The organism is Acidimicrobiia bacterium, assembly GCA_041394025.1.
Taxonomy (GTDB): Bacteria; Actinomycetota; Acidimicrobiia; order IMCC26256; family JAOSJL01; genus JAOSJL01.
Window position 1 is genome coordinate 858,958 of record JAWKJA010000002.1, and the last position, 23,861, is coordinate 882,818.

A 23,861-nucleotide genomic window follows, 5' to 3' on the forward strand; every position below is an offset into this window, starting at 1 on the left:
GCCCCTGATCGAGGAGATCTCCAACGACGACTGCCGCCTCGAGGTGGACGGGGGCGTGGCCGTCGTCACGATGGACCGGCCCGAGGCGAAGAACGCGCTGTCCGCCCCGATGCTCGTGGCGATGTACGACGCCTGGGCCCACATCAACGAGAGCCCCGACGTCCGCGTGGCGATCCTCACCGGAGCAGGTGGCGACTTCTGCGCCGGTGCCGACCTCAAGGCGATGGCCGACCCGGGGGTCCCCGAGGTCTACCGGCAGCGCATGGCCGACGACCCCGAGCTGCACTGGAAGGCGCTCCTGCGCCACTACCGGGTGAGAAAGCCACTCATCGCCGCCGTGGAGGGGGCAGCCGTGGCCGGGGGCACCGAGATCCTCCAGGCCACCGACATCCGCGTGGCCGCGGAGTCGGCGTTCTTCGGCATCTTCGAGGCCCGGCGCGGGCTGTTCCCGCTGGGCGGGTCGACGGTGCGCCTCCAGCACCAGATCCCCTACACACTCGCCATGGAGTTGCTGCTCACGGCCCGCCGTGTCGAGGCCCACGAGGCGCGTGAGATCGGGCTCATCGGCCACGTGGTCCCCGACGGGACGGCGCTCGACAAGGCCCGGGAGATCGCTGCGCAGATCGCCGCCAACGGGCCTCTCGCCGTCCAGGCCATCAAGGAGTCGGTGGTGGCGACGCGCGACATGTCGGAGGAGGAAGGCCTCGCCAGGGAGCTCGAGTTCGGGTGGCCGGTCTTCGACACCGAAGATGCGAAGGAAGGTCCGAAGGCGTTCGCCGAGAAGCGCACACCGAACTTCCGGGGCAGGTGAGCGACCGCGGGGCCCGCTCCGACCCGACGTCGGGTGGGCGCTCCTCACGAGAGGGTGCGCGGCACCGCTTCGCCGCATCGGTGCGTGCGGCGGTCGACGCGGCCATGACGGCGCAGGTACCCGACTCCGCGTTCGAGGAGGCATCGACGGCGATCGACGCGGTCGTCACCGAGCTCCGCTCCTCGGGTCCCACCGCTCGGAACCGGATCGAGCTGCACGGTGCCGCAGGCCTCGAGGGACCGAGAAGTCACATGCTGGGAAGCCCGCAGATCGGGGCGGAGAATCCCCTCTCCGTCCCCGTGACGATCGACGTCGTCGACCGTCGCGTCGTCGGGCACGTCACCTTCACCGCTCCCTACGAGGGCCCGCCCGGCTTCGTACACGGTGGGGTGATCGCGTCGGTCTTCGACGAGTTGCTGGGTGTGGCGAACGTCGAGGGCGAGGCGCCCGGGATGACCGCCAAGCTGACCGTGCGCTACCGCCGCCCGACACCCCTGCACCGGCCTGCCGTGTTCGAGGCGTGGCACGAGCGGCGCCAGGGGCGGCGCTTCGTCGCGCATGCGACGCTGCACGTCGACGGCGAGCTGACCTGCGAGGCCGAGGGCCTGTTCGTGGGGCTCGACGCAGAGTTGGCTGAGGAGTACTTCGGCGAGCTCCGTCGCACGGCTGCGAACGCTACGTCGAGCGAAGGGACCGGGTCATGAAGCTTCCCGACAGAGGAATCGCCCGAGAGGTCATCGCCACGGAGATGCGCGAGGCCAAGGAGCACGACGCCCGCTGGCGCGAGGGCCGCACCTTCTCGCTCATCTACCCCACCGAGGGCGCGGCCACCGATCTCGACCTCGAGGTGGACGAGGTCGTGGCCGACGCTCACGACCTCTACCTCCACGAGAACGCTCTCAACCCGTTCCGCTTCCCGTCCCTCAAGGACATGGAGGCCGACGTGGTGTCGATGACGGCGGGCCTGCTCAACGCGCCCGAGAGCGCAGGTGGCTCCATGACCTCGGGGGGCACCGAGTCGATCCTCATGGCCACCACGGTCGCCCGGGGCCGCGCCCTGGCCGAGCGCGGGGTGACCGAACCGCAGCTCCTCGCACCCATGTCGGCGCACCCGGCGTTCGCCAAGGCGGCCCACTACCTCGGTCTCGAGCACGTGCAGATCCCGCTGGCCGACGACTTCCGCGCCGACGTCGACGCGGCCGCCGACCTCGTCACCGACCGCACCGCGATGATCGTCGGGTCGGCTCCCGGGTACCCGAACGGGGTGATCGACCCGATCCCGGATCTCGCCTCCCTGGCGTCCGAGCGGGGTATCGCCTTCCACACCGACGCCTGTGTGGGCGGCTTCCTCCTCCCGTTCGTGGAGCGCCTCGGTCGTGACGTCACACCGTTCGACTTCCGCGTGCCCGGTGTCACCTCCATGTCGGCCGACGTGCACAAGTACGGCTACACCACGAAGGGCGCCTCCGTCGTGCTCCACCGTGACCGGCAGCACTTCGTCGACCACCAGGTCTTCCTCTACGACCGGTGGCCCGGGGGACTCTACGGCTCCCCCGCCATGGCCGGGGCCCGGCCCGCCGCGCCGATCGCGTCGGCCTGGGCGGTCATGCGGCATCTCGGCATGGAGGGATACCGCGCGCTCGTCCGCTCGCTTCTCGACACGAGCGACGCCCTGAAGGCCGGCATCGAGGCGATCCCCGAGCTCGGGATCTTCGGGGACCCGGTGGCCAGCCTCCTGGCGTTCGGCTCGGACATCGTCGACATCAACGCCGTCGGCGACGTGATGGACGACCGCGGCTGGCACCTCGACCGCCAGACGGGCCCCGACGCACTCCACATGATGATCTCTCCGGGTCATGCCCGGATCGTCGACGTGTTCCTCGCCGACCTGGCCGACGCGGTCGCCCACCACGGCGAGTCGCGCGGCGTCGAGGCCCGCTACAGCTGACGTCTGGGTGGTGCGTCGCTGAGGTCCGCATAGCGGAGGTGGCCTCAAGGACGCACTACGTCGTAGAGGGGACTCTGGCGAACGTCGCGGCGCCGATGGCGCCGGCGTCCTCGCCGAGCGTTGCCGGAACGATCGGGATGGCCGGGCGGTACTCGGGAGCCTCGATGCGGTGGCCGAAGCTCCGCCGCAGGGGCTCGAGCAGCGCCTCCCCCACCGTCATGACCCCGCCGCCGACGACGATCACCTCGGGGTCGAGGATATTGGCGAGGCCCGCGAGACCCACGGCCACGCGGTCGGCGAACTCGGCCAGGAGCGCCAGGGCGTCGTCGGCGCCTGTAGCCGCGGCGCGGGTGACGTTGTGGCCGCCGACGGCGTCGGCCGTACCGCCGGCGTCGGCGAGCACACTCGGGGCACGTCCCGCCGCCACCCACTCGCGCGCCAGCCGGCCCAGGGCGGTACCGGAGGCAAGCGCCTCCCAGTGGCCGGTCTCGCCGCACGCGCAACGCGGGCCGCTCGGGTCGACGGTGAAGTGCCCGATCTCCGCCGCGAACCCGTTGGCACCCCGGTAGGGACGGCCGTCGGTCACGATGCCACCCCCGATGCCGGTGCCCAGAGTGATGACGAGGACGTTGTCGAGGTCGCGTGCAGCCCCGGCCGTGGCCTCACCCCACCCCGCGGCGTTGGCGTCGTTGTCGACGGCCACGGCCACGCCGACGCGGCGCGAGACGTCGGCAGCCACGGACGCCTCGCGCAGCGCCGGCAGGTTGGGGGCGTAGCGGACTCTCCCGTCGAGGGTCACGAGCCCTGCGATGCCGACGCCGACGCCGGACACCTCCCCCGCATCACTGCTCAACGTCGCGGTGAGTTGCTCCAGGGCGTCGAGCAGGTCGGGATAGGTGTCGGGCGTCGGAATCCGGGTCCGGGACAGCACCTCTCCGCTGTCGTCCAGCGCGACACCGAGGATCTTGGTGCCGCCCACATCGATCCCGACGGTGCTCATCGGCACACCGGTCAGTCGAGATCGATGGACGAGAACCCGGAGTGGGCCGATCCGCCGTCGTCGGGTGTGGTCGAGTCGTCGCCCGTTTCGCCCGCGGCGAACCCGTGCGTGGGTCGGTGGGCCGCCCGTTGCTCGACGATGCCCTCCTCCGCGGCGACCATGACCGTGCGTGCCGCCAGGAGAAGCTCCTCCATCGCGCGCAGGAGGTGGTCGGTGGTCTCGGGCCCGGCGGCCATGAGTGCCTCGAACAGCGCCCGCACCCCGGCCTCCGCGTCGGTCGTGTGGGCGGCGCCGTCGTGGCGCGTGCCACCGAACGTGTGGTCGTTGGCGCCGGACGTCTCACCCGACGCCGCGTTCCGGGCGCCCGAGGCACCGTCGGAGGCAGCGTCGGTGGGATCGTCCGCGAGATCGGCACCACGATTGCCGAGCCCGGCATCGAGGTCGTCGAACAGGGGGTTGCCCCTCGGGCGGTCGGGATCACGCATGCAGACCCTCCCCGAACTCGACGTTCAGCCTCCCGTTCTCGATGTGTGCACGCGTCACGGAGCGACGACGGAGGCTGTCGGGCAGCATGACCGCACGGCGGTACGAGTCGACACCGATATAGAGCTCGTCGCCGGAGCGGCCCAGGTCGAGGTCGTCCTTGTCGGTGAAGGGCAGCCACAGTGAGAGCACGGGCGTGTCGCCGTCGACATCGAGGCGCATCGGCTCGACGGTGCTCAGGCGCCGGGCGGGCGATTCGTCGTACAGCGTCGCACCGAAGTCGCCGAGGCGCTGGATTCCCACGAGCTCGTGCTCGGCCAGGTCGGCGGTGAGAACGGGCACCGGCTCGAAGTCGGTCCGGATCGTGTCCATGTGCTCGGCCTGCGCATCGCGCCAGCCCTTGAACCAGGGATCCGAGACGGCATCGGGCAGCACACGGTTCGCGATCACGGCGTCGACGTGGTAGCCGAAGAGTGACAGGTACGTGAAGGTCCGCCGCGCTTCGGCCACCACCATCCGCTCGGGGGTCACAACGAGCCGGGCACTCGAGACGCTTCCGTCGGTGAGCAGGTCGCGGACCCCGTCGAGGCGGTCGTAGAAGTGGCGGACGTTGTCGAAGACGCCGTCGTCGGGGGTCGGCATCCTGACCATGCGGTTCATGATCGGGCGCACGGCACGCGTGACGGCACGCTGTGCAGGGAAGATCCTGTCCATGTACCAACCGAGGACATCGGGAAGAGACAGCAACCGGAGCGTCTCGGCGGTGGGTGCGCAGTCGACGACGATGAGGTCGTACTCACCCGACTCGGCCTGGCTGCGCAACTCCGCCAGTGCGAAGACCTCGTCGAGACCCGGGATCACGGCCAACTCCTCTGCGTCGAGGCCCTCCGCCCCGGCCCACTGGAACAGCGACACGAGGTAGGAGCGGATCGACCCCCACGACTCCTCGAGCCGATCGCGCGCATCGAGCTCCTGGCCGTCGAGCCAGCCCGTGACGGGAACGACGGTGTCGCCGAGCTCCACGTCGAGCGCGTCGCCGAGCGAGTGGGCCGGGTCGGTGGAGCACACGAGCGTCCGCGTGCCCGACTCGGCCGCCCGGAGAGCGGTGGCTGCGGCGATCGTGGTCTTACCGACGCCGCCCTTTCCGGTGAAGAGCAGGACGCGCATCTCCCGGAAGGCTACCGGGGCGGCGTCTCCGTGATCCCATCTCCGTGGACGCCCACCGTGGGCGGGCCGGTGCTAGAGGGCCTCGACGTACTTCTTCAGCTCTTTGAGGGCGTCCCCCATGATGAGGCGTGCCGCCTTCTTCTTCATGAACCCCGGCATCGGAGCGGCGATCTCCACGGACAGCTCGTAGACGACGCGTGTGCCCTCACCGTCGGGCTCGAAGGTGTAGCGGCCGTGCAGGTCGCGCAGCATGTCACCCTCCGCCAGCGCCCAGGAGAACGAGCTCGGTGCATCGGAGTAGTCGTAGTCGTAGACCGAGCGCAGGCTCTTGCCCATCGCGGCGACACGGAGCTCGACCGTGGAGCCCCGGCCCTCGTCGTCGGTGTCGAGGACCGTCACCTCCTTCACGCTCTTGGCCCACTTCGGGTAGTTCTCGTAGTCGGTCGCCACGGCCCAGCACTCGTCGGGTGGACGGTTGATGCTGATGCGGTCAACTGCCTCGTCGGCCACCGGGTTTCCTTCCGTCTGTCGATGGGTGGGATTCCGGCCGCTCCGGGAACTGCCCGTACACGGCTCCCCACAGCCCGAGAAGCCCGAGCTGCACCATGGGAACCATAACGCCGAACGGGTTGGCGACGGCGGTGCCCGTGGCGACGGCGAGGCTGAGGGTCAGGGCGCCGTAGAGGTGCAGCCGCACGGCCGTCGGAGCACCTCCCTCGACGAGGAACAGGGTCGACACCGCGATCTCGGCCCCTCGGGCGTTGCGGACCAGCGCCATGCCGAACGCGGCGCACCACACGGCGAACGAGGCGAAGAAGAGCACGAGCGTCGTAACGACAGCCACCGCATCGAACGACTCGACACCCAGCGCAGCGGGAGCCGCCGTGACGAGGAAGACGATTCCCGTGATCCACGACGTCAGGATGATCCAGCGGCCTCTCATGCGCTCACCCGAGCGGCTTCAGAACATCGAGGTCACCGTTGGCCACAGGCACGAGATCCTTGACCCGCTCGTCGTACGACCAGTCCGTCTCGGCCAACTGCCGCGCTCGCTTTCCCATCCGCTCCCGTTGCGCGTCGTCACCGAGCAGGCGCTCGACGAGCTCACGCGTACCGTCGACGTCTTCGGGGTCCACGACGTACCCCGTCTCACCATCGACGACGGCTTCGTGCGACCCGCCGCTGCGCCCCGCGATGACCGGCACACCACACGCCGCAGCCTCGAGGAAGACGATGCCGAAGCCTTCGGCTTCCAGGCCCCGCCACCGCTCGCGGCACAGCATCGCGAACACGTCGGCGCAGGCGTAGACGTCCGACAGGTCGTCGTCGGCGATGCGTCCGAGAAAGGCAGCGCGTTCTCCGAGCCCGACCTCGGCGGCGATCCTCTCCAGCCGTCTGCGGTCGCGACCGGTCCCGCCGATCGCGACCTGCACGCCGGGGATCCGTGCGACCGCCCGCAGGAGGACGTCGAAGCCCTTCCGTGGCACGAGGCGGGAGAGCCCGAGAACCAGGGGACGGTCGGGGTCGAGGCCGAGCATCCTGCGGACCCGTGCCCGTTCCTCGGCCGTCTCGAGCGGTCGGAAGCGCGAGGCGTCGACCCCCGGTGGCACGACGACACCGTCCACAGGTCGACCGGCGGCATGGGCGGCCTCGGCCGCCGGGTAGTTCCCCGCCGCCACGATGCCCGACGCACCACGCAGGACGCGGCCCGCCAGCGAGTGCGTGACGGGGAGCCGGCCCGGGACGGTGACCTCGGCACCGTGGACGACGACGACGTGCGGGGCGGCCGAGAGGCGTCGTCCGACGAGCCCGAGCGGCAGGGTCGGGTCGAGGAAGACCACGTCGGCGCCGACGTCACCGGCCATCCGGTCGATCCGCGACGCCATGCCCGGCCGTGGGAGCAACACGGGGTCGCGAACCCGCTCGACGTGGAACTCCTGCTCCGTGTCGAAACGGTCGGCCCCGTCGTGAGGAGTGGCGAGAACGTGCGTGTCGTCGGGTGGCAGACGGCGCCACAACTCGTGGAGGTACGACTGGATCCCCCCGAGCTTCGGGGGAAAGTCGTTGGTGACCAGAAGACTCGTCACGGTGTCGTCGTCGGCCCGGGAGTGCTGTGGATCAGAGGTCGAGAGTCCGGTCGCGCACGACGCCCGCTCGCGCGACGATCTTCTTCATCATGCGCACGAGGATCTCGCGCGGCGCGTGGGTGATCTGGTTCGTGATCTCGTGAACAGCAACGTCGAGCCCGGCCTCGTCGTCCACGAGACGGTTGACGAGGTGGAGATCGAATGCCTCCTCAGCTGTCACCGGCCGGCCGGTGAGAGCGAGATCGCGTGCCACCGACGCCCCCACGAGATCCTCGAGCGGCCCGTACACCACCTCGGAGAACTCACGCTCGGGATGCTCGAAGCGGGCCGACCGGACCGCCACCCGGAGATCGCACATCACCGCCAGGTCGAAGCCTCCGGCGATGGCGGGGCCGTTGACGGCTGCCACCATCGGGAGCGGGAATGCCAGGCAGGCCCGGTGGAAGCGGTCACCCGACGCCCACACACGCTCGGCCAGGTCGGGGTCCTCGTCGATGTGCCCGAACTCCCGGAGGTCGAAACCCGAACAGAACGTCGACCCGGCACCCGTGACCACCACCGTCTTCACGTGCTCGTTGTCGGCGAGGTGCTCCAGGCACTCGGTCACGTCGTCACGAACCGCGATGGACAGTGCGTTCTTGGTCTCGGGGATGTCGAGCGTGATCGTGGCCACACCGTCGTGGGGGCCGGCGAGTCGCACACCTCCGGACTTCATGTCGCGCCTCCTCGAACCGTCTCACTTCCCACCGTGTCGTCGGCCACCGAGTCGCGGGCCTCGTGGATGGTGGCTCCCCGGCTGATCATCCGCCGGAAGCCCATCACCTCCCGCGGCATCGACACGCCGAGGACGCCGGTCAGGTCCTCACCGTGGGCGAACAGCGCGACGAAGCGGTGATCCGTCCCGTCGCCGTGGACGATCTCCACTGTGTCACCCGGCCGGGTGTGCCCGGCGAACTGGATCGGGAGGTCGTACTGGTCGGACCAGAAGAACGGAACCGGGGCGAATGGCTCGGTGTCCATCCCCGCAGCGGCATCGAGGAGCCGGCGCGCCACGTACATCCCCATCTCGGCGGCGTTCGTCCAGTGCTCCACCCGCATGACGTCGCCGAAGCGCGGATTCTCCCATCGGGCGACGTCGCCGGCCGCGTAGATCCCCGGCGCCGCGGTGCAGCACTCGTCGCACACGACGCCGTCGTCGAGCGGCAGACCGGACCCGGCGAGCCATTCGGTGTTGGGCACGACGCCGATCCCGACGACGACGAGATCGGCCGGAACAACGCTTCCGTCGCTGGTGCGTACGCCCGTGACCCCGTCGTCGCCCTCGAAACCCTCGACACCCGTTCCGCAGCGCACATCGACGCCGTGCGCCTCGTGCAGCCGCCCGAGCGCCGCGCCCATCTCGGGGCCGAGCGCCCGTTCCATGGGTACCGGGAGCGCCTCCAGGACGGTGACCCCGAGCCCGAGCGAGCGGCACGTCGCCGCGACCTCGGATCCGATGAAGCCGGCGCCCACCACGACCACCCGGGAAGCGTTGTCGAGACGGTCCCGGATGGCGAGCGCGTCGTCCAGCGTCCGCAGTGTGAAGACCCCGTCGGGGACCGCGACACCGGGCAGCCCGCGCGGCCGCGCACCGGTCGCGATGACGACGGCGTCGCCCGTGACCATCTCGCCGCTGCCGAGAGTCACCGAACGGGACCCGACGTCGAGAACCACCGCCGGCGTGCCACGGTGCCACGTGACGTCGAGTGCCTCGAGTTCCTCCTCGTCGCGGAGCAGCACCCTGGCGGGTTCCCATTCGCCCGCCAGGACCTGCTTGGAGAGGGGTGGGCGGTCGTAGGGGGCGCCGGTCTCGTCGCCGACCACGGTGATGGACCCCTCGTGGCCCAGGGAACGCAGTGTCTCGGCACAGCGCAGGCCCGCCAGCGACGCACCGACGATGACGACCGACCCGGGCGGTGGTTCCTTCGGCACTCACGGCAGGCTAACGGCGGCGCACGCGAGGGGCATGTCAGGATTCACCCCGGAAAGACGGAATGCCATGTTTGCCCTATTCGCTTCCGGATTCTAAGATACGACCCATGACTCTCGGAATACTCGATCCCGCCTCGTTGGCGGTCGTCTTCTTCTTCTGGGCAGGTTGGGCCCTCGGGATCTGGGCGATCGTCCACGCCTCGCGCACAACCGACGCTGCATGGGGTGCCGTGTCCGGAAGCCGGGTTGCATGGGTCGTGGGGATTCTGGCGACGAACTTCCTCCTCCCGACCCTCCCCTTCCTCTTCCCGGTCGCCCTGATCGGCCTCGTCATCTCGATCGTCTACCTGGCTGCGGTTCGCCCGCAGCTCAACCGCGCCTCCACCGCCCGCCGGGAGTCGACGGTCTCCTGAGGTAGTCGGCATACTGGGGCGCCATGTCGGCCTCCGGACCACCGGCCTCCCGCGCCCCTGACACGGTGGCTCCCGGCGTCGGTGCCGCTCCCCCGCTCGATGTGAGCGGGCGCCCCGTCGCCCTGCGCGATGTCGATCTCGACCGCTTCCTGCATCCTCGGACGGTTGCCGTGATCGGTGCCTCCGAGAGCTCCCGCAAGCCCAACACCGTCATGACGCGACGACTCAAGCAGTGGGCCGACGCGCACGGCGCACGGCTGTACCCGGTCCATCCCAGCTACGACACCGTGGTCGGCGAGCATTGCTACCGCACCATCGCCGACGTTCCCGATGAGATCGACCTGGCCGTGATCCTCACCGGGAGGGCCGTCGACAGCTTCGAGGAGGCTCGCGAGAAGGGCGCCGCGTTCGCCGTCATCTTCGCGGCGGGTTTCTCGGAGACCGGCGAGGAGGGTGCGGCACTCGAGGCGCGACTGGCGGAGCTCGTACGCGAGGGTCCGACCCGTCTTCTCGGGCCCAACACGAACCTCAACGCGTTCTCCGAGTTCGACGACGACCTCGCGGGCCGAAGCATCGCCCTCGTGACCCAGAGCGGTCACCAGGGGCGGCCGGTCTTCCAGGGTCAGGAGATCGGCATTCGCCTCTCGCACTGGGCCCCCACCGGCAACGAGGTCGACCTGGAGTTCGCCGACTTCGCCGCCTACTTCGCCGATCAGCCCGAGGTGGGCGTCGTGGCGGCCTACATCGAGGGTTTCAAGGACGGCCGGTCGCTCATGCTGGCGGCCGACCACTGCGCGCGCCTCGGAAAGCCGCTGGTCGTCGTCAAGGTCGGGCGCACCGACGAGGGCGCCGACATGGCGATGGCCCACACGGGCCACCTCACGGGCAGCGACGACGTGATCTCGGCCGTGTTCGACCAGTTCGGCGTGACCCGCGTCGACGGCCTCGACGAGCTGCTCGACGTGTCCGCCGCGTTCGCGCGCACCAAACGACCGCGAGGCGAGAACGTCGTCGTCTACGCCATCTCGGGCGGTACCGGCGCGCACATGGCCGACATGGCCGCTGCGGCGGGACTCGAGCTCCCGGAACTCACGATCGAGACCCAGCGCGCCCTTCACGACGGTCTCATTCCCGGGTACCTGCGTGTGTCGAACCCCGTCGACTGCGGCGGACCCCCTGTGATGACGCCGGCGGGGCGGCGCATCCTGGAACTGATCGTCGACGACCCGAACTGCGACGTGCTGATCGTCCCCATCACCGGTGCTCTGGCATCGATGAGCGAGCCGATGGTGCGCGACCTCGTGGCGGTGGCCGACACGACCGACGTGCCGATCTTCGTCGTGTGGGGATCCCCCGTCGGCACCGAGCGCGCGTACACCGAGATCCTGCTCGGCTCGAAGCTCCCCGTGTTCCGCACGTTCCAGAACTGCGTGACCGCCGTGCGGTCGTATCTCGACTACTGGCGCTTCGCCCGCGCCTACCGGTCGCCCTTCAACGAGATCCCGACCACGGAATCCCCCGTCGCCGCGAAGGCGCGGAGGCTGCTGAGGAGTGTCGAGCCCGGTCGCGCGCTGTCGGAGCACGCCTCGAAGCGGCTGTGCGGCTACTACGGGATCAAGCGGTCACGCGACACGCTCTGCACGTCGGCGAGCGCGGCCGTCGACGCAGCGAAGAGGATCGGCTACCCGGTGGTCATGAAGGTGGTGTCGGCCGACCTCCCCCACAAGAGCGACGCGGGTCTCGTCGAGGTCGGCATCGACACGGCCACGGGCGTCCGCGCCACGTACCGCGAGTTGCTCGACCGGGCACGTCGCGCCGACCGCACGGCCGGGATCGACGGCGTGCTGGTGTCGAAGATGGTCTCCGACGGCGTCGAGGCGCTCGTCGGCATCTCCCGGGATCCACTCTTCGGCCCGGTCGTGACGGTGGGTCTCGGCGGTGTGCTCGTCGAGGTCCTGGGCGACGTCGCACACCGCGTGCCACCCTTCTCCCGCGATGAGGCCGTGTCGATGCTCGACGAGCTCCAGGGTGCGGCACTGTTCGGCGGCGTCCGCGGGACGGACCCGGTGGACGCCGACGCACTGGTCGACGTGGTCATGGCGGTCCAGACGATGGCGCTCGAGCTCGACGGCGATCTGGGCGAACTCGACCTGAACCCCGTGATGGTCCGCAAGCAGGGTGCCGTGGCGCTGGACGCACTGGCCGTGCGTGCGCCCGGCGACGCATGATGCCCCGCAGGTCCGGCGAACGCCCGGGCGTGATCGACGAGCGAGAGGAGTGGTCGTGAGTGACGCCGTGGAGGACACCGTCCTGACCAAGGTCGAGAACGGCGTGCTCTGGATCACGCTCAACCGGCCTGATTCCGGCAACGCCGTGACGCCCGACCAGCGCGACCTCCTCATCGACGTCTTCGCCGACGCCAGTGCCGACCTCGCCGTGCGGGCTGTCGTCCTCACGGCAGCCGGCGACAAGATGTTCTGCCCCGGCGCCGACCTGCGCGCGCCTCGGCCGGCCCCGAGAGAGCAGCCCGACGGCGCTCCCGACATCCCCACCGGGACCACGGCGCGGACGATCCGCACGGGAGCCCAGGCGCTCATCTCGGCCGTTCTCGACTGCGAGAGACCGGTGATCGCCGCCGTCAACGGGACCGCTGCGGGTCTCGGAGCGCATCTCGCCTTCGCCTCCGACCTCGTGATCGCCGCCGAGGAGTCGAAGTTCATCGAGGTCTTCGTGCGCCGGGGGCTGATACCCGACGCCGGCGGCGCCTGGCTGCTCCCCCGACTCGTCGGGATCCAAAAGGCCAAGGAGCTCATGTTCTTCGGCGACGACATCCCCGCGGCGCGTGCGGCCGAGCTGGGCCTCGTCAACAAGGTCGTCCCCCGCTCCGACCTGGAGGCCACCGCACGCGAGTGGGCGGAGCGCCTCGCCGAAGGACCGACACGCGCCCTTGCGTTGACCAAGTGGATGGTGAACCGATCTCTCGACGTCGACCGCCGCACCGCCTTCGACGAGGAGGCCTGGGGCGTCGAGGTCAACATGACGACCGAGGACTCCCAGGAGGGCGTCGCCGCCTTCGTGGAGCGACGCGAAACCGAGTTCAAGGGCTGGTGAGCGCCGCGGTGTCGACCTCCACCTCGTCGTCGATGCCGATCCGCGACCGTACGGCGGTGGTCGGCATCGGTCAGACGGCCTTCGGCAAGGGACTGGAGGACACGGAGCTGTCGCTGGCGTGCCAGGCGGTCTCGGCGGCCGTCGACGACGCAGGCCTGGCGCCGTCCGACGTCGACGGCCTCGTGATGTTCTCGATGGAGGACGGACGCGAGGTCGAGATCGCCCGCAACGTGGGGCTCGGCGACATCACCTTCTTCGGTCAGGTCGGCTACGGCGGTGGAGCGGGCTGTGGCGTCGTCGGGCACGCCGCCACGGCCGTGGCGACCGGACAGTGCGAGGTCGCCGTGGCCTGGCGCGGCCCGCAAGCGGGCAGCCAAGACGTCGCGCCGTGGGCCAGGTCCGCCGCGGCGTCACCGGGCACTGGACGTGGAGCCGTCCCTTCGGCCTGCTCCGGCCCGTCGATGAGATCGCCATGCTCACGCGCCGCTACATGCACGAGTACGGCGCCACGCGTGACCACCTCGCCAACGTCGCTCTGGCCTTCCGAAAGCACGCCAACCGCAACCCCGACGCCACGATGCACGAACGGACCCTCACGCGAGAGGAGTACATGGAGGCGCGCTGGATCTCGGAACCGCTGTGCCTCTTCGACAACTGCCTCGAGACCGACGGCGCGCTCGCCGTCGTGATCACATCAGCCGAACGCGCCCGGGATCTCCCACACCCGCCGGCGTACGTCCACGCCTACGCGCAGTCGATCCCGGCCCAGCACCAGGTGATGACCAACTACTTCACCGACGACCCGCTGCGTGGGCCGTCGTACGCGTGCGCCGAGCGGCTGTGGGGCCTCGCCGACGTCGGCCCCGACGATGTCGACGTCGCCCAGCTCTACGACGCCTTCAGCCCGCTGATCCCGCTCTCGCTCGAGGGCTACGGCTTCTGTGAGCGCGGCGAGGGGGCGGCGTTCACCGACGACGGGGCACTCGAGTGGCCCGACGGGCGGCTCCCCACCAACACGTCGGGTGGGGGGATGTCGGAGGCCTACGTGCACGGCTTCAACCTGGTGCTCGAGGGGGTCCGCCAGATCCGGGGAACCTCCACGAGTCAGGTCGACGGAGCCTCCGTCAGCCTCGTGACGTCGGGCGAGGGTGTTCCCACCAGCGCCGTCGTGTTCACGGGGTCCCCCGCATGAGCCCGGGGGCGAGGTGATGGAGTCGGGCATGCTCCTCCCCGACGTCGACGACCCCGACAGCGCCGAGTTCTGGCAGGGGTGCGCTCGCGGTGAACTGCTCGTGCAGGCCTGTGGCAGCTGCGGGCGCCGCCGGATGCCGCCGCGACCGATGTGCCCGGCGTGCCGCTCGACCGAGGTCGCCTGGGAGCGGATGTCAGGACGCGCGACCGTGTGGTCCTTCGTCGTCACCCACCCACCGTTGCTCCCCGCCTACGCCGAGATGGCGCCCTACAACGTCGTGGTGGTCGCCCTCGACGACGACCCGTCGATCCGCTTCGTGGGAAACATCGTGGAGAGCCCCACGGCCCGACTCGACAGCATCGACCCGGCGTCGGTACGCATCGGCGAGCACGTCGAGGTCGTCTTCGCCGAGTTCGACGGCGTCACGCTCCCCCGCTGGGTCCGCGTCTGACCCACCTTGCCGGCTTGCCGGCCGAGATGGTGCGAAAACCGGGTCCATGGCCCGGAAAACGCACCAACCCGGCGAGCTCTTCGGCCGAGATGGTGCGTAAACCCGGTCCATGGCCCGGAAAACGCACCAACCCGGTGAACATCCCGGGGGCGGACGCGACGACGAGCGCCGGGGGGACGACGCTCGTCATCGGGAACATGTCGGTTGTGAGGGTGCGGGCCGTGGCCCGCACCCTGTCGGAGGAGCGCTACGCGGCGGCCTTCACGCCGGAGGTCACGCCGGCGGCGCGGCGGCGCAGGTCCTCCAGCGTCCGCTCCCAGGCCAGCTGACGTGCCAGCCAGACCAGGGCGCTCCGGCGGGGGTTCCGCAGCGGTGTGGCTGTGTCGTGCACCATGTCTCTCCTCGATCTCCGGGTCGACGGGCTCCCGTTGCCGGAACGCACCTCTCCGGAGGGGTCCTATACTCACGCCCGAGAGGTTCTCTCGGTGTGACAACACTATAAGTATCTACTCTCAATGTAACCGCTGTCAAGCATTGTGACCGATGACACGTCTGCTCAGATATCTGAATACGCGATGGGAGAGATCCCGCAGATGACGGCCGTCAGGTGCCCGGAGGTGAGTGCCCCGTGAGCGCAGCGCCCGACGCCGAGACCGACGAGCACGACGGCCCACGGTGGCGGATCGACGACCTGGCGCAGCGGGCCGACGTGACGGTCGACACCATCCGGTACTACCAGCGGGAGGGGCTCCTGCCCCGCGCCGAGCGGTCCGGGCGCCACAAGCTCTACGGCGCCGAGCACCTCGAGGGCCTCGAGCAGATCAGAGCCCTCCAGGACCGCGGCTTTTCGCTCGCCGGGATCCGGGAGCTGCTCGACAGCGACCGCGCCGACGTGCTGGCGGGGATCTTCGGCCGGGGAGCCACCCAGGCCTACACCTGGGACGAGCTGATCGAACGCGCCGGGGTCGACCCGACCCTGGCCGCCGACGCCGGCCAGGCGGGGCTGGTGCGCGACCCCGCCGAGCTCGAGAGGGAGGCCTACGACGGCGACGACCTGCGCGCGCTTCGTGCCGTCGCGACGATGGATCGCGCCGGACTGCCTCGCGAGGCGATCCTCGAGCTGATCCGGATCTTCGTCCGCCACTTCGACGCCATGCAGAACGAGACCTTCGCTCTGTTCTCGGGCCGAGGTGTGCTGCACCTCGAAGGAGACGACCTCTCCGCCTTCCAGAGCGAGTTGGCCGAGGCCACTCCGCAGCTGACGTCGGCGGCAGACCAGCTCATCGGTTTCGTCCATCACCGCACAGTCCAGCGCCTCGCCCTCGACGCCGTCGCCGCGGCGCGGGAGCGCGAGGACAGCGACTGACCGGCTGCTACTCCGGCGGTACCCTGACGCCACCGTCGGCACACGGGACACGCACGTACATCGGAGGGAGCGCGGGTGGCGACCGGCCTGCTCGAGGGGACACGGGTACTCGACCTCGCCGGTGAGCCCGCGGCGATGACGGGCCGGATCCTCGCCGATCTGGGTGCCGATGTCGTGCGCGTCGTCCCCCCGGCCGGTGACCCGCTCGAGGGCCTTCCTCCCTTCACCGGTGACGGCTCCCGCTCATTGCGCGCGGCGGCCTGGAACGCCGGAAAGCGCATCGTGACCGCCGAGCACGGTGACGCTGAGTTGGTCACCCTGCTGGCCGCGGCACACGTCGTGATCGACACCCCGGGCGCTCCCGACGGCGCCACCCTCGACTGGGAAGCCCACGCACCGGGCGCCGTGTGGGTCCGCGTCACACCTTTCGGCGCCGACGGTCCCCGGTCGCGGTGGCGCGCCTCCGACCTCGGGGTCATGGCGGCGAGCGGCAACATGTACGCCACGGGCGAGCCCGAGGGCCCACCCGTGAGGTGCACGGAGCCGGCGTCGTACGCGCACGTCGGCCCCGAGGCCGCCTTCGCCGCCCTCACCGGTCTGGCGTCGGGGCGCCCTCAGCGCATCGACGTTTCGGCGACCGAGGTCGTCTACGTGGCGAACATGAGCGGCGTCTCGGCGTTCTCCCGCACGGGTCACCGTGGTGCCCGGCGCGGGGCGAACATCGGCCGGACCCGCGAGATCTGGCCCACCGCCGACGGGTGGGTGTCCTTCGGGCTCCGCGGGGGCAAGGCCCGCATCCCGACGCTGGAGGCGATCACACGACTCGTCACCGACGACGGCATCGACGCGCCGGAGATGGTGAGGCGTGACTGGTCAACCTTCCGTCCCGGCGAGGCGAGCGACGCGGAGCTCCGCTCGATCGAGGCGTCGGTGGGTGCCTTCTTCACCCGCCACACGATGGGAGAGCTCCACGCGATGGCGGTGGCCGACAACCTCATGTGGGCGCCCATCAACTCCCCCGCCGAGATCCACGCCTCCGCACAGCTCGCCGAGCGTGACTTCTTCTGCTCGGTCGGCGGTGTCGACGGCTTCCCGCGGTCGTTCGTGGCCGTGCGCTCGCGCGACGGCGAGGCCGCCCCGACACGGCCGAGCGAACACGCGCCCGCCGAGTCCTGGACCCCGCTGCCCGACACCGCACCGCCGGACCCCGCACCGCCGGACCCTGCTCCCCGGGGCACACCAGCCTGGGACGGGCTCCGCCTCCTCGAGTTCGGGTCGGGGGCCGCAGGGCCCATCGCCACCCGCTACTTCGCCGAGCACGGCGCCACCGTCCTCCGGGTCGAGTCGAGCACGCGCCCCGATTTCCTGCGGGTCTACGCCCTGGGCCCCGACAATCCCCACGGCCTCGAGGGATCCGAGCTCTTCGATGCGCTCAACGTCGGCAAGCGCAGTGTCACCCTGAACCTGAAGGAGCCCGCCGCCCGCGAGATCGCGCAGCGCCTCGCCACCGAGTGGGCCGACGCCGTGTCGGAGAACTTCGCGCCCCGGGCGATGCCCGCCTTCGGGCTCGACTACGACACGCTCGCCGAGGTCCGACACGACCTCGTGATGGTGAGCGCCTGCCTCAACGGCAACACCGGGCCCCACAAGGACTATCCGGGGTTCGGCTCGCAGGGGTCGGCGCTGTCGGGCTACACGTACCTCACCGGAACCCCCGAGAGCCCTCCGTGCGGCCCGCACGGCACGATCACCGACTCGCTCGCTCCCCGCTTCGTGGCCACGGTGCTGGCCGCAGGGCTCCTCTACCGCCGCCGGACGGGGCGGGGTGTCCACCTCGACGTCTCCCAGGTGGAGGCCGCCCTCTTCACGCTGTCGCCGTGGCTGCTCGACTACTCGGTCAACGGGCACGTCGAGGAGCGCAACGGGAACCGGTCCGAGCGCGCGGCGCCCCACGGCGCCTATGCGTGCGCCGGCGACGACCGCTGGGTGGCGATCGCTGTGTGGGACGACGACGAGTGGAAACAGCTCGCCGACATCATCGGTGTCGACCCCGAGGACACCCCCACCCTTCCGACGCGGCAGGCGGCGGGCGGAACCATCGATGCGGCGATCACGGCATGGACATCTGCGCGCAGCGCCGACGATGCGGCGTCGACACTGCAGGACCTCGGCATCGAGGCCGTCCCGGTCGCCGACTTCGGGGACGTGCACGAGGACCCCCAGGTCGCGGCGCGCTCACACTTCGTGGCGCTGACCCATCCGTTCCTCGGCCCCGGTACCTACGAGCGCAACGGCTTCCGCCTTTCCGACGCCACCTCCGGCTACGCGCGCCCGAGCCCGACACTCGGCCAGGACAACGACTGGGTGCTCGACGACGTGCTCGGTATCGACGACGCCGAGCGGCAGCGCCTGACGGCCGCCGGTGTCTTCCGGTAGAACACGATGCCGAGGAGCGTGTGACGAGATGACGGGAGTTCTCGACGGGGTCCGCATCCTCGATCTCACGTGGGGTGCCGCCGGGCCGCTGGGCGTCCTGCTCCTCGCCGAGCAGGGAGCCGACGTCGTCAAGGTCGAGCCACCCGGCGGAGACCCCTTCCGCTCCTACTCCGGCTACCACGTGTGGAACCGCAGCCGGCGCAGCGTCATCCTCGACCTGAAGTCCGACGACGGGCGTGCGGCGTTCGGGGCGCTCGTCGACACGTCCGACGTGGTCGTCGAGAGCTACCGGCCCGGGGTCGCCGAGCGTCTCGGTATCGGCTACTCCGACCTCGCCGACGACCACCCGCGCCTCGTCTACTGCTCGTGCCCTGCCTACCCCGACGGCCACCGCAATGCCCACCGGCCGGGCTACGACGCCCTCGTACAGGCAGCCTCGGGTCAGCAGTGGGAGCAGTGGGGTTGGCGCCCGGGTCCGATCTTCATGCCGATGCCGGTGCCGAGCATGGGGGCGCTGTTCCTCGTGAGCATCGGGATCGCCGCGGCCCTGGCGGCCCGCGAGGAGACCGGCCGTGGCCAGCACGTCCGCACGTCGTTGCTCCAGGGGGCCTTCCTCTACACGACACAGATCTGGCAGGAGGTCGAGCACGGCGCCGTGGCGCACTACACGATGATGGCGAAGACCTCACCGCCGGGTGTCCATCAGGCGTCGATCTTCGAGTGTGCCGCCGACGAGTGGATCCACGCCGCCGCCATGAACGGCCTGAAGCCGGTCAAGACCGAGGACGAGTTGCTCGGCCTGCCCGACGTCGGTGACATGTGGACCTTCATGGCGCTACCGCCCGAGGAGAAGAAGAAGATCGAGGATGCCCGCGCCGCCGCCTACCGGTCCCGAGACCGCGACGCACTCGTGGAGGAGTTCCACGCCAACAACCTCGGCGCCGAGGCGATCGTGCGGCCGACCGAGATGTTCGACCACGAGCAACTCATCGCCAACGGGATGGTGGCGACCGTCGACGACCCCGGCCTGGGCGAGACGACGCAGATCGGCGTCCCGTTCACCCTCGAGGACGCCCCCGGGGCGATCCAGGGCCCCCAGCCGCCCGCGGGCGCCCACACCCGTGAGGTGCTCACCGACGCCGGCCTCGACCCCGGGCTCGTCGACGCCCTCGTTGACACGGCCACGACGTCGACCGGTGCGGAGGCCTGAGATGCACGCCCTCGAGGGAGTCCGCGTCCTCGACTTCGGTCAGTACCTGGCCGGCCCGTTCGGCCCGATGATCCTCGCCGACCTCGGTGCCGATGTCATCAAGGTGGAGCCCGTCACGGGTGACGCCATGCGCGGGGCCCCCGCTCCGTTCTTCGGCTGCCAGCGCGGCAAGCGCAGCGTGGCGCTCGACGTGCGCACCGAGCGCGGTCTGGCACTGGCCCACGAGCTCGTCGCCACCGCCGACATCGTCCACCACAACATGACCCAGGGTGTGGCGAAGCGCCTCCGGCTCGACTACCCGACGCTGAGGGAGATCAGACCCGACCTCATCTACTGCAACACGTGGGCCTACGGGAAGGAGGGCCCCCTCTCCAGGTTCGGGGGTCTCGACCCCCTCTACCAGGCGGCTGCGGGCCTCGAGCACGAGGCCGGGCCCGTCGACGCCGGCAACCCGCCCCTCTACTACCGCTTCGGGATGTGCGACGCGTCGAACGCTCTGCTCTCGGTGGTGGGCGTTCTCCTCGCCCTCTACCACCGGCGCCGCACCGGTGAGGGCATGGACGTGTGGACGTCGCTGCTGAACGGCGGCGCGCTGTTCACCTCGGACGCGATGCTCGTCGGCGGAAAGCCCGCGCCGCGACCGGCGCTCGACGGGAACCAGACCGGGTTCGGGGCCGGATACCGCCTCTACGAGACCCAGGAGGGCTGGATCCAGGTCGTGGCCGTGCGCGAGGAGCACTGGTCGGCCCTTTTCGGCGCCCTGGGACGCGACGACCTGGCCGACGATCCTCGCTTCGTCGACGACAGCGCACGTGCAGCAAACCGGGAGGCGCTCGAGGCCGAGTTGGAGCCCGTGTTCCGGACGCGGTCCGCCCTGCACTGGACATGGACGCTCGACGCCGCCGGCGTGCCCAATGAGATCGCCGTCGACACGAACGGCGGCGAGCACGCCCTCTACGACGAGGACAACGTGCGGCTGGGCCTCGTGGCCGAGTACGAGCACGCGGTGCGCGGCGTGATGCGCCAGTACGGCTCGCTGATCGACCTCTCCGACACACCGGGAGTCGTACAGGGCCCTCCACCGCTGGCGGGTGAGCACACCCGGGAGATCCTCGCCGAGCTCGGCCACGACGACACCGAGGTCGACGCGTTGGCGGCCGACGACGTCGTCTACGCCCTCGACGGCAGCTACCGCGACCGCTTCCTCGTGTGACGGCCTCGCGTGACGCCGGCACCGTGGGAGGAGCCGACTGATGGACCTCGGCGTGACAATGTTCACGACAGACAGGTCGATGCACCCGGCGTCGCTCGCGCGCGCCGTGGAGGAGCGTGGCTTCGCGTCGCTCTACGTCCCTGAGCACACGCACATCCCCACGGCCCGCACGACTCCTCCACCCACCGGCGAGGCAGAACTTCCCGAGGAGTACAGCCGGACCCTCGACCCGTTCGTGGCGCTGTCGGCCGCCGGTGCCGTCACCGACCGGCTCCGCGTCGGTACGGGAATCTGCCTTCCCGCCGAACGCGACCCGATCGTCACCGCCAAGGAGGTCGCCACCCTCGACCACCTCACAGGTGGCCGCTTCGTCTTCGGGATCGGCTTCGGCTGGAACGTCGAGGAGATGGCGGACCACGGTGTGGACTTCATGGAACGACGGGCGGTCACCCGCGAGCGTGTCCTTGCCATGAAGGAACTGTGGACCGAGGACCGGGCCACCTACACCGGCGAGTACGTCTCGTTCGAGGAGACGTGGTCGTGGCCGAAGCCCGTGCAGCGGCCGCATCCGCCGGTACTGATCGGAGGTGCCGGTGGCCCGAAGCTGTTCGACGCCATCGCCGACTACGGCGACGGCTGGATGCCGATCGGCGGCTCGGGCCTGACGGAGTCGATACCGAGGCTCCGGGAGGTCGTGGCCGGCGCGGGACGCGACCCCGACGCCCTCCACATCGTCCCCGTCGGCACGATCCCCGACGCGGGAAAGCTGGAGCACTACCGCGACATCGGTGTGACCGAGGTCGTCGTGCGGCTCCCGTCGGCGCCCGCCGATCAGGTGCTCCCGGTCCTCGACGACTACGCGCGCCTCGTCGGGTCCTTCTAGGAGGGGCGGAGGTCCCCCACGCGACGGCCCATCTCCTCGCTCACTGCCATCAGGCCCGACTGGGGCCGCACGAAGACCGTGAGGTCGTTGACCAGCCCGTCACCGTCGTGGTGCAGGAGGTCGATGCCCTGCACGTCGCGGTCGCCCACATGGGCTCGGAACACGAGAGCCGTCGTACCGTCGGCGTCGGTGAGCTCGTCGGTGTAGCGGACGTCCTCGAAGACCTCGACGAGGATCTCGAAGAGCTTGCTGACGACCTCGATGCCCTCGAAGGGACGGAAGAGGACCGGTGAGTGGACCACGATGTCGGGGGAGAAGGTCTCGAGGACCGCCGCAACGTCGCGATTCTCGACACCCCGTCGGAACGGATGCATGTTCCTGCCTTTCCACGATGTGTCGATGAGGTCCGCACATGACCCCTCATTGACACATCGTCAGCGTGTGAGGATCACCGACGATCCGTGGCCGAACAGGCCCTGGTTGATGGTGAGGCCGACCCTGGCACCCTCGACCTGACGGTCACCCGCCTGACCGCGGAGCTGCCACGTGACCTCGCACACCTGCGCCAGCGCCTGGGCGGGGACGGCCTCCCCGAAGCAGCCGAGACCGCCGCTGGGGTTCACCGGGATCCGGCCGCCGATGGTGGTGTCGCCGTTGTTGAGGAGCTTCTCGGCTTCCCCCTCCTCGCACAGCCCGATGTTCTCGTACCAGTCGAGCTCCAACGCCGTCGACAGGTCGTAGACCTCGGCCAGGTCGAGGTCAGCGGGCCCGAGCCCCGCCTCTTCGTAGGCGCCACGCGCGATCGAGTCGCGGAACCCGAACTCGGGGGCCGGCGCACCGGCCGACGAGTCGGTCGAGAAGTTCGGCATCTCGATCACCGTGTTGGGGTACTCGGGTGTGACGGTCGAGATCGCCGCCACCTTCACATCGGCGCCCGCATCGGCGCCGTCGCCGGCCGGTCCGGATCGGTGCCGGGCGGCGAAGTCGGTGCTCGCCACGACGACGGCGGCCGCACCGTCGCTCGTGGCACAGATCTCGAGCAGTCGCAGCGGGTCGGCCACGATCGGCGAGTTGAGGACCTCCTCCCGGCTGAAGGCCTTCCGGTAGCGGGCCTTGGGGTTCGTGAGCCCGTGACGGCTGTTCTTCTCCTTGACCGTTGCGAAGTCGGCGTCGGTGGCGCCGTAGAGGGCCATCCGTCGCCGGGCGTAGAGGGCGAAGTAGGTGGGGTTCGTGGCGCCGAGCAGGCGGAAGCGCAGCCAGTCGGGATCGTCGCCGCGCTCGCCCGCGTTGGGGGCCAGGAAGCCCTTCGGCGTCGTGTCCGCCCCGATGACGAGTGCCACGTCGCAGAGCCCCGCGAGGATCTGGGCGCGGGCCACCGACAACGCGGTGGCGCCCGAAGCACACGCCGCGTACGAGCTCGCCACGCGCGCCCCCGACCAGCCGAGGGCCTGTGCGAACGTGGCACCCGAGACGTAGCCCGGATAGCCGTTGCGCATCGTGTCGGCCCCCGACACGAACTGGATGTCGGTCCACTCGAGCCCGGCATCCGCGAGCGCCTCCCGCGCGGCGACGAGGCCGTAGTCGACGAAGTTGCGTCCCCACTTGCCCCACGGGTGCATTCCCACACCGAGGACGGCGATGTCGTTCTCGCGCGTCACGCTGCACCCACTTCCGTGTCGACCTCGCCGACGACCTTCCACTTCCACACGACGTGCTCACCGTCGTCGTCCTCGAAGAGCGTGTCGACAACGAGCTCCACCGGAGCACCCACGGCGAGGTCCGTGGTGTCCCCGGCGACCTGGCCCAGCACGACGATGCCCTCGTGGGCGAGTTCGACCGCCGCCACGGTGTAGGGCACGAACGGATCGGGTGCGACGTAGGGAGCCGGCGGTTCGTACTGGTTCTCCGTGTAGGACCACACCGTCCCCCGCCGCGACAACTCGACGTCGTCGAAGGTCTCCCCCACGCAACGCGGGTTGCGGCAGAACCGCCGTTCCGCGGGGAAGAAGTAGCTGCCGCACGTGGTGCAGCGGGTCCCGAGCAGTGCCGGGCTCTCGGGGTCCGTCGTGAACCAGCCCTCGACGGCCGGAACGCGCTCTCCCATACCTGCTCCCATGCT

General features: G+C 70.3%; 24 protein-coding genes and 1 pseudogene. 13 read left to right on the forward strand and 12 right to left on the reverse strand.

The genetic code is table 11. From position 1 onward, the window contains the following. Positions 1-70: 70 nt before the first annotated feature. The 3 genes from R3A49_03975 to R3A49_03985 are packed head-to-tail and all read left to right on the forward strand — an operon-like array spanning position 71 to position 2,759. Complete coding sequence (locus R3A49_03975; GenBank protein MEZ5169888.1) at positions 71-811, forward strand: crotonase/enoyl-CoA hydratase family protein; 741 nt, start codon at positions 71-73, stop codon at positions 809-811. After that, complete coding sequence (locus R3A49_03980; protein MEZ5169889.1) at positions 808-1,515, forward strand: PaaI family thioesterase; 708 nt, start codon at positions 808-810, stop codon at positions 1,513-1,515. Before R3A49_03975 ends, R3A49_03980 begins: the two co-directional genes overlap by 4 nt. Next, positions 1,512-2,759, forward strand: a complete 1,248-nt coding sequence (locus tag R3A49_03985; GenBank protein ID MEZ5169890.1) for an aspartate aminotransferase family protein — start codon at positions 1,512-1,514, stop codon at positions 2,757-2,759. Before R3A49_03980 ends, R3A49_03985 begins: the two co-directional genes overlap by 4 nt. A 55-nt stretch (positions 2,760-2,814) precedes the next feature. Here R3A49_03985 and R3A49_03990 read toward each other — a convergent pair whose 3' ends face one another. The 8 genes from R3A49_03990 to R3A49_04025 all read right to left on the reverse strand — a co-directional run bounded on the left by R3A49_03990 (position 2,815) and on the right by R3A49_04025 (position 9,467). Then, on the reverse strand, positions 2,815-3,759 hold the full coding sequence (locus R3A49_03990; protein MEZ5169891.1) for an ROK family protein: 945 nt from the start codon (positions 3,757-3,759) through the stop codon (positions 2,815-2,817). Between the two features lie 11 nt (positions 3,760-3,770). Then, positions 3,771-4,244 (reverse strand): hypothetical protein, encoded by a 474-nt coding sequence (locus R3A49_03995; protein ID MEZ5169892.1) that lies wholly within the window; start codon positions 4,242-4,244, stop codon positions 3,771-3,773. Next, positions 4,237-5,409 (reverse strand): ArsA family ATPase, encoded by a 1,173-nt coding sequence (locus tag R3A49_04000; GenBank protein MEZ5169893.1) that lies wholly within the window; start codon positions 5,407-5,409, stop codon positions 4,237-4,239. Before R3A49_04000 ends, R3A49_03995 begins: the two co-directional genes overlap by 8 nt. A 72-nt stretch (positions 5,410-5,481) precedes the next feature. Beyond that, positions 5,482-5,919 carry an SRPBCC family protein gene (locus tag R3A49_04005; GenBank protein ID MEZ5169894.1) on the reverse strand — a complete coding sequence of 146 codons (438 nt, stop codon included), beginning with the start codon at positions 5,917-5,919 and terminating at the stop codon, positions 5,482-5,484. After that, positions 5,900-6,352 carry a hypothetical protein gene (locus R3A49_04010; GenBank protein MEZ5169895.1) on the reverse strand — a complete coding sequence of 151 codons (453 nt, stop codon included), beginning with the start codon at positions 6,350-6,352 and terminating at the stop codon, positions 5,900-5,902. The genes R3A49_04005 and R3A49_04010 overlap by 20 nt, the downstream gene beginning before the upstream one ends. Before the next feature lie 4 nt (positions 6,353-6,356). Further along, positions 6,357-7,496, reverse strand: a complete 1,140-nt coding sequence (locus tag R3A49_04015) for a glycosyltransferase family 4 protein (protein MEZ5169896.1) — start codon at positions 7,494-7,496, stop codon at positions 6,357-6,359. Between the two features lie 31 nt (positions 7,497-7,527). After that, positions 7,528-8,211, reverse strand: coding sequence for an enoyl-CoA hydratase/isomerase family protein (locus R3A49_04020; protein ID MEZ5169897.1), 684 nt, complete (start codon positions 8,209-8,211; stop codon positions 7,528-7,530). Further along, on the reverse strand, positions 8,208-9,467 hold the full coding sequence (locus R3A49_04025) for an FAD-dependent oxidoreductase (protein ID MEZ5169898.1): 1,260 nt from the start codon (positions 9,465-9,467) through the stop codon (positions 8,208-8,210). Before R3A49_04025 ends, R3A49_04020 begins: the two co-directional genes overlap by 4 nt. Before the next feature lie 107 nt (positions 9,468-9,574). Here R3A49_04025 and R3A49_04030 point away from each other — a divergent pair, with 107 nt between their 5' ends. The 5 genes and pseudogenes from R3A49_04030 (at position 9,575) to R3A49_04050 (ending at position 14,634) form a co-directional block, all read left to right on the forward strand. After that, a complete protein-coding gene (locus R3A49_04030) occupies positions 9,575-9,880 on the forward strand; it encodes a DUF2516 family protein (protein MEZ5169899.1) in 306 nt (101 codons plus the stop codon). 23 nt (positions 9,881-9,903) lie between these two features. Beyond that, positions 9,904-12,108: an acetate--CoA ligase family protein gene (locus R3A49_04035; protein ID MEZ5169900.1), complete on the forward strand. Its 2,205-nt coding sequence runs from the start codon at positions 9,904-9,906 to the stop codon at positions 12,106-12,108. A gap of 55 nt (positions 12,109-12,163) precedes the next feature. After that, on the forward strand, positions 12,164-12,991 hold the full coding sequence (locus tag R3A49_04040; GenBank protein MEZ5169901.1) for an enoyl-CoA hydratase-related protein: 828 nt from the start codon (positions 12,164-12,166) through the stop codon (positions 12,989-12,991). A gap of 32 nt (positions 12,992-13,023) precedes the next feature. Then, a pseudogene (locus R3A49_04045) lies at positions 13,024-14,183 on the forward strand (lipid-transfer protein). A 16-nt stretch (positions 14,184-14,199) separates the two neighbouring features. After that, positions 14,200-14,634 (forward strand): OB-fold domain-containing protein, encoded by a 435-nt coding sequence (locus R3A49_04050; GenBank protein MEZ5169902.1) that lies wholly within the window; start codon positions 14,200-14,202, stop codon positions 14,632-14,634. A gap of 247 nt (positions 14,635-14,881) precedes the next feature. On the opposite strand, the gene R3A49_04055 is transcribed toward R3A49_04050, so the two are convergent. After that, a complete protein-coding gene (locus R3A49_04055; protein MEZ5169903.1) occupies positions 14,882-15,028 on the reverse strand; it encodes a hypothetical protein in 147 nt (48 codons plus the stop codon). Positions 15,029-15,262: 234 nt separating this feature from the next. Between R3A49_04055 and R3A49_04060 the strand changes: the two genes are divergently transcribed. The 5 genes from R3A49_04060 (at position 15,263) to R3A49_04080 (ending at position 21,742) form a co-directional block, all read left to right on the forward strand. Further along, complete coding sequence (locus R3A49_04060) at positions 15,263-16,000, forward strand: MerR family transcriptional regulator (GenBank protein MEZ5169904.1); 738 nt, start codon at positions 15,263-15,265, stop codon at positions 15,998-16,000. Positions 16,001-16,075: 75 nt separating this feature from the next. Further along, on the forward strand, positions 16,076-18,436 hold the full coding sequence (locus R3A49_04065) for a CoA transferase (protein MEZ5169905.1): 2,361 nt from the start codon (positions 16,076-16,078) through the stop codon (positions 18,434-18,436). A gap of 28 nt (positions 18,437-18,464) precedes the next feature. After that, positions 18,465-19,646, forward strand: coding sequence for a CoA transferase (locus R3A49_04070; protein MEZ5169906.1), 1,182 nt, complete (start codon positions 18,465-18,467; stop codon positions 19,644-19,646). Then, the gene (locus R3A49_04075; GenBank protein MEZ5169907.1) at positions 19,633-20,859 is read left to right on the forward strand and encodes a CoA transferase; all 1,227 of its coding nucleotides are present in this window, start codon (positions 19,633-19,635) and stop codon (positions 20,857-20,859) included. Before R3A49_04070 ends, R3A49_04075 begins: the two co-directional genes overlap by 14 nt. A gap of 40 nt (positions 20,860-20,899) precedes the next feature. Continuing rightward, complete coding sequence (locus R3A49_04080; protein MEZ5169908.1) at positions 20,900-21,742, forward strand: LLM class F420-dependent oxidoreductase; 843 nt, start codon at positions 20,900-20,902, stop codon at positions 21,740-21,742. On the opposite strand, the gene R3A49_04085 is transcribed toward R3A49_04080, so the two are convergent. Genes R3A49_04085 through R3A49_04095 form a run of 3 tightly spaced genes read right to left on the reverse strand, consistent with a single transcriptional unit; the run spans position 21,739 to position 23,858 of the window. Further along, positions 21,739-22,116, reverse strand: coding sequence for a nuclear transport factor 2 family protein (locus tag R3A49_04085; GenBank protein ID MEZ5169909.1), 378 nt, complete (start codon positions 22,114-22,116; stop codon positions 21,739-21,741). The genes R3A49_04080 and R3A49_04085 overlap by 4 nt on opposite strands. A gap of 60 nt (positions 22,117-22,176) precedes the next feature. Then, complete coding sequence (locus R3A49_04090) at positions 22,177-23,400, reverse strand: lipid-transfer protein (protein ID MEZ5169910.1); 1,224 nt, start codon at positions 23,398-23,400, stop codon at positions 22,177-22,179. Beyond that, positions 23,397-23,858: an OB-fold domain-containing protein gene (locus R3A49_04095; GenBank protein MEZ5169911.1), complete on the reverse strand. Its 462-nt coding sequence runs from the start codon at positions 23,856-23,858 to the stop codon at positions 23,397-23,399. The genes R3A49_04090 and R3A49_04095 overlap by 4 nt, the downstream gene beginning before the upstream one ends. Positions 23,859-23,861 lie beyond the last annotated feature (3 nt).

Bases quoted from the DNA above. Each gene is read 5' to 3' on its own strand.
- R3A49_04010 (MEZ5169895.1), bottom strand. From the start codon at position 6,352: ATGAGAGGCCGCTGGATCATCCTGACGTCGTGGATCACGGGAATCGTC.
- R3A49_04000 (MEZ5169893.1), bottom strand. From the start codon at position 5,409: ATGCGCGTCCTGCTCTTCACCGGAAAGGGCGGCGTCGGTAAGACCACG.
- R3A49_04020 (MEZ5169897.1), bottom strand. From the start codon at position 8,211: ATGAAGTCCGGAGGTGTGCGACTCGCCGGCCCCCACGACGGTGTGGCC.
- R3A49_03990 (MEZ5169891.1), bottom strand. From the start codon at position 3,759: ATGAGCACCGTCGGGATCGATGTGGGCGGCACCAAGATCCTCGGTGTC.
- R3A49_04070 (MEZ5169906.1), top strand. From the start codon at position 18,465: ATGACGGGAGTTCTCGACGGGGTCCGCATCCTCGATCTCACGTGGGGT.
- R3A49_04095 (MEZ5169911.1), bottom strand. From the start codon at position 23,858: ATGGGAGCAGGTATGGGAGAGCGCGTTCCGGCCGTCGAGGGCTGGTTC.
- R3A49_04080 (MEZ5169908.1), top strand. From the start codon at position 20,900: ATGGACCTCGGCGTGACAATGTTCACGACAGACAGGTCGATGCACCCG.
- R3A49_04035 (MEZ5169900.1), top strand. From the start codon at position 9,904: ATGTCGGCCTCCGGACCACCGGCCTCCCGCGCCCCTGACACGGTGGCT.
- R3A49_04030 (MEZ5169899.1), top strand. From the start codon at position 9,575: ATGACTCTCGGAATACTCGATCCCGCCTCGTTGGCGGTCGTCTTCTTC.
- R3A49_04055 (MEZ5169903.1), bottom strand. From the start codon at position 15,028: ATGGTGCACGACACAGCCACACCGCTGCGGAACCCCCGCCGGAGCGCC.
- R3A49_03975 (MEZ5169888.1), top strand. From the start codon at position 71: ATGGACCGGCCCGAGGCGAAGAACGCGCTGTCCGCCCCGATGCTCGTG.
- R3A49_03985 (MEZ5169890.1), top strand. From the start codon at position 1,512: ATGAAGCTTCCCGACAGAGGAATCGCCCGAGAGGTCATCGCCACGGAG.
- R3A49_04085 (MEZ5169909.1), bottom strand. From the start codon at position 22,116: ATGCATCCGTTCCGACGGGGTGTCGAGAATCGCGACGTTGCGGCGGTC.
- R3A49_03995 (MEZ5169892.1), bottom strand. From the start codon at position 4,244: ATGCGTGATCCCGACCGCCCGAGGGGCAACCCCCTGTTCGACGACCTC.
- R3A49_04050 (MEZ5169902.1), top strand. From the start codon at position 14,200: ATGGAGTCGGGCATGCTCCTCCCCGACGTCGACGACCCCGACAGCGCC.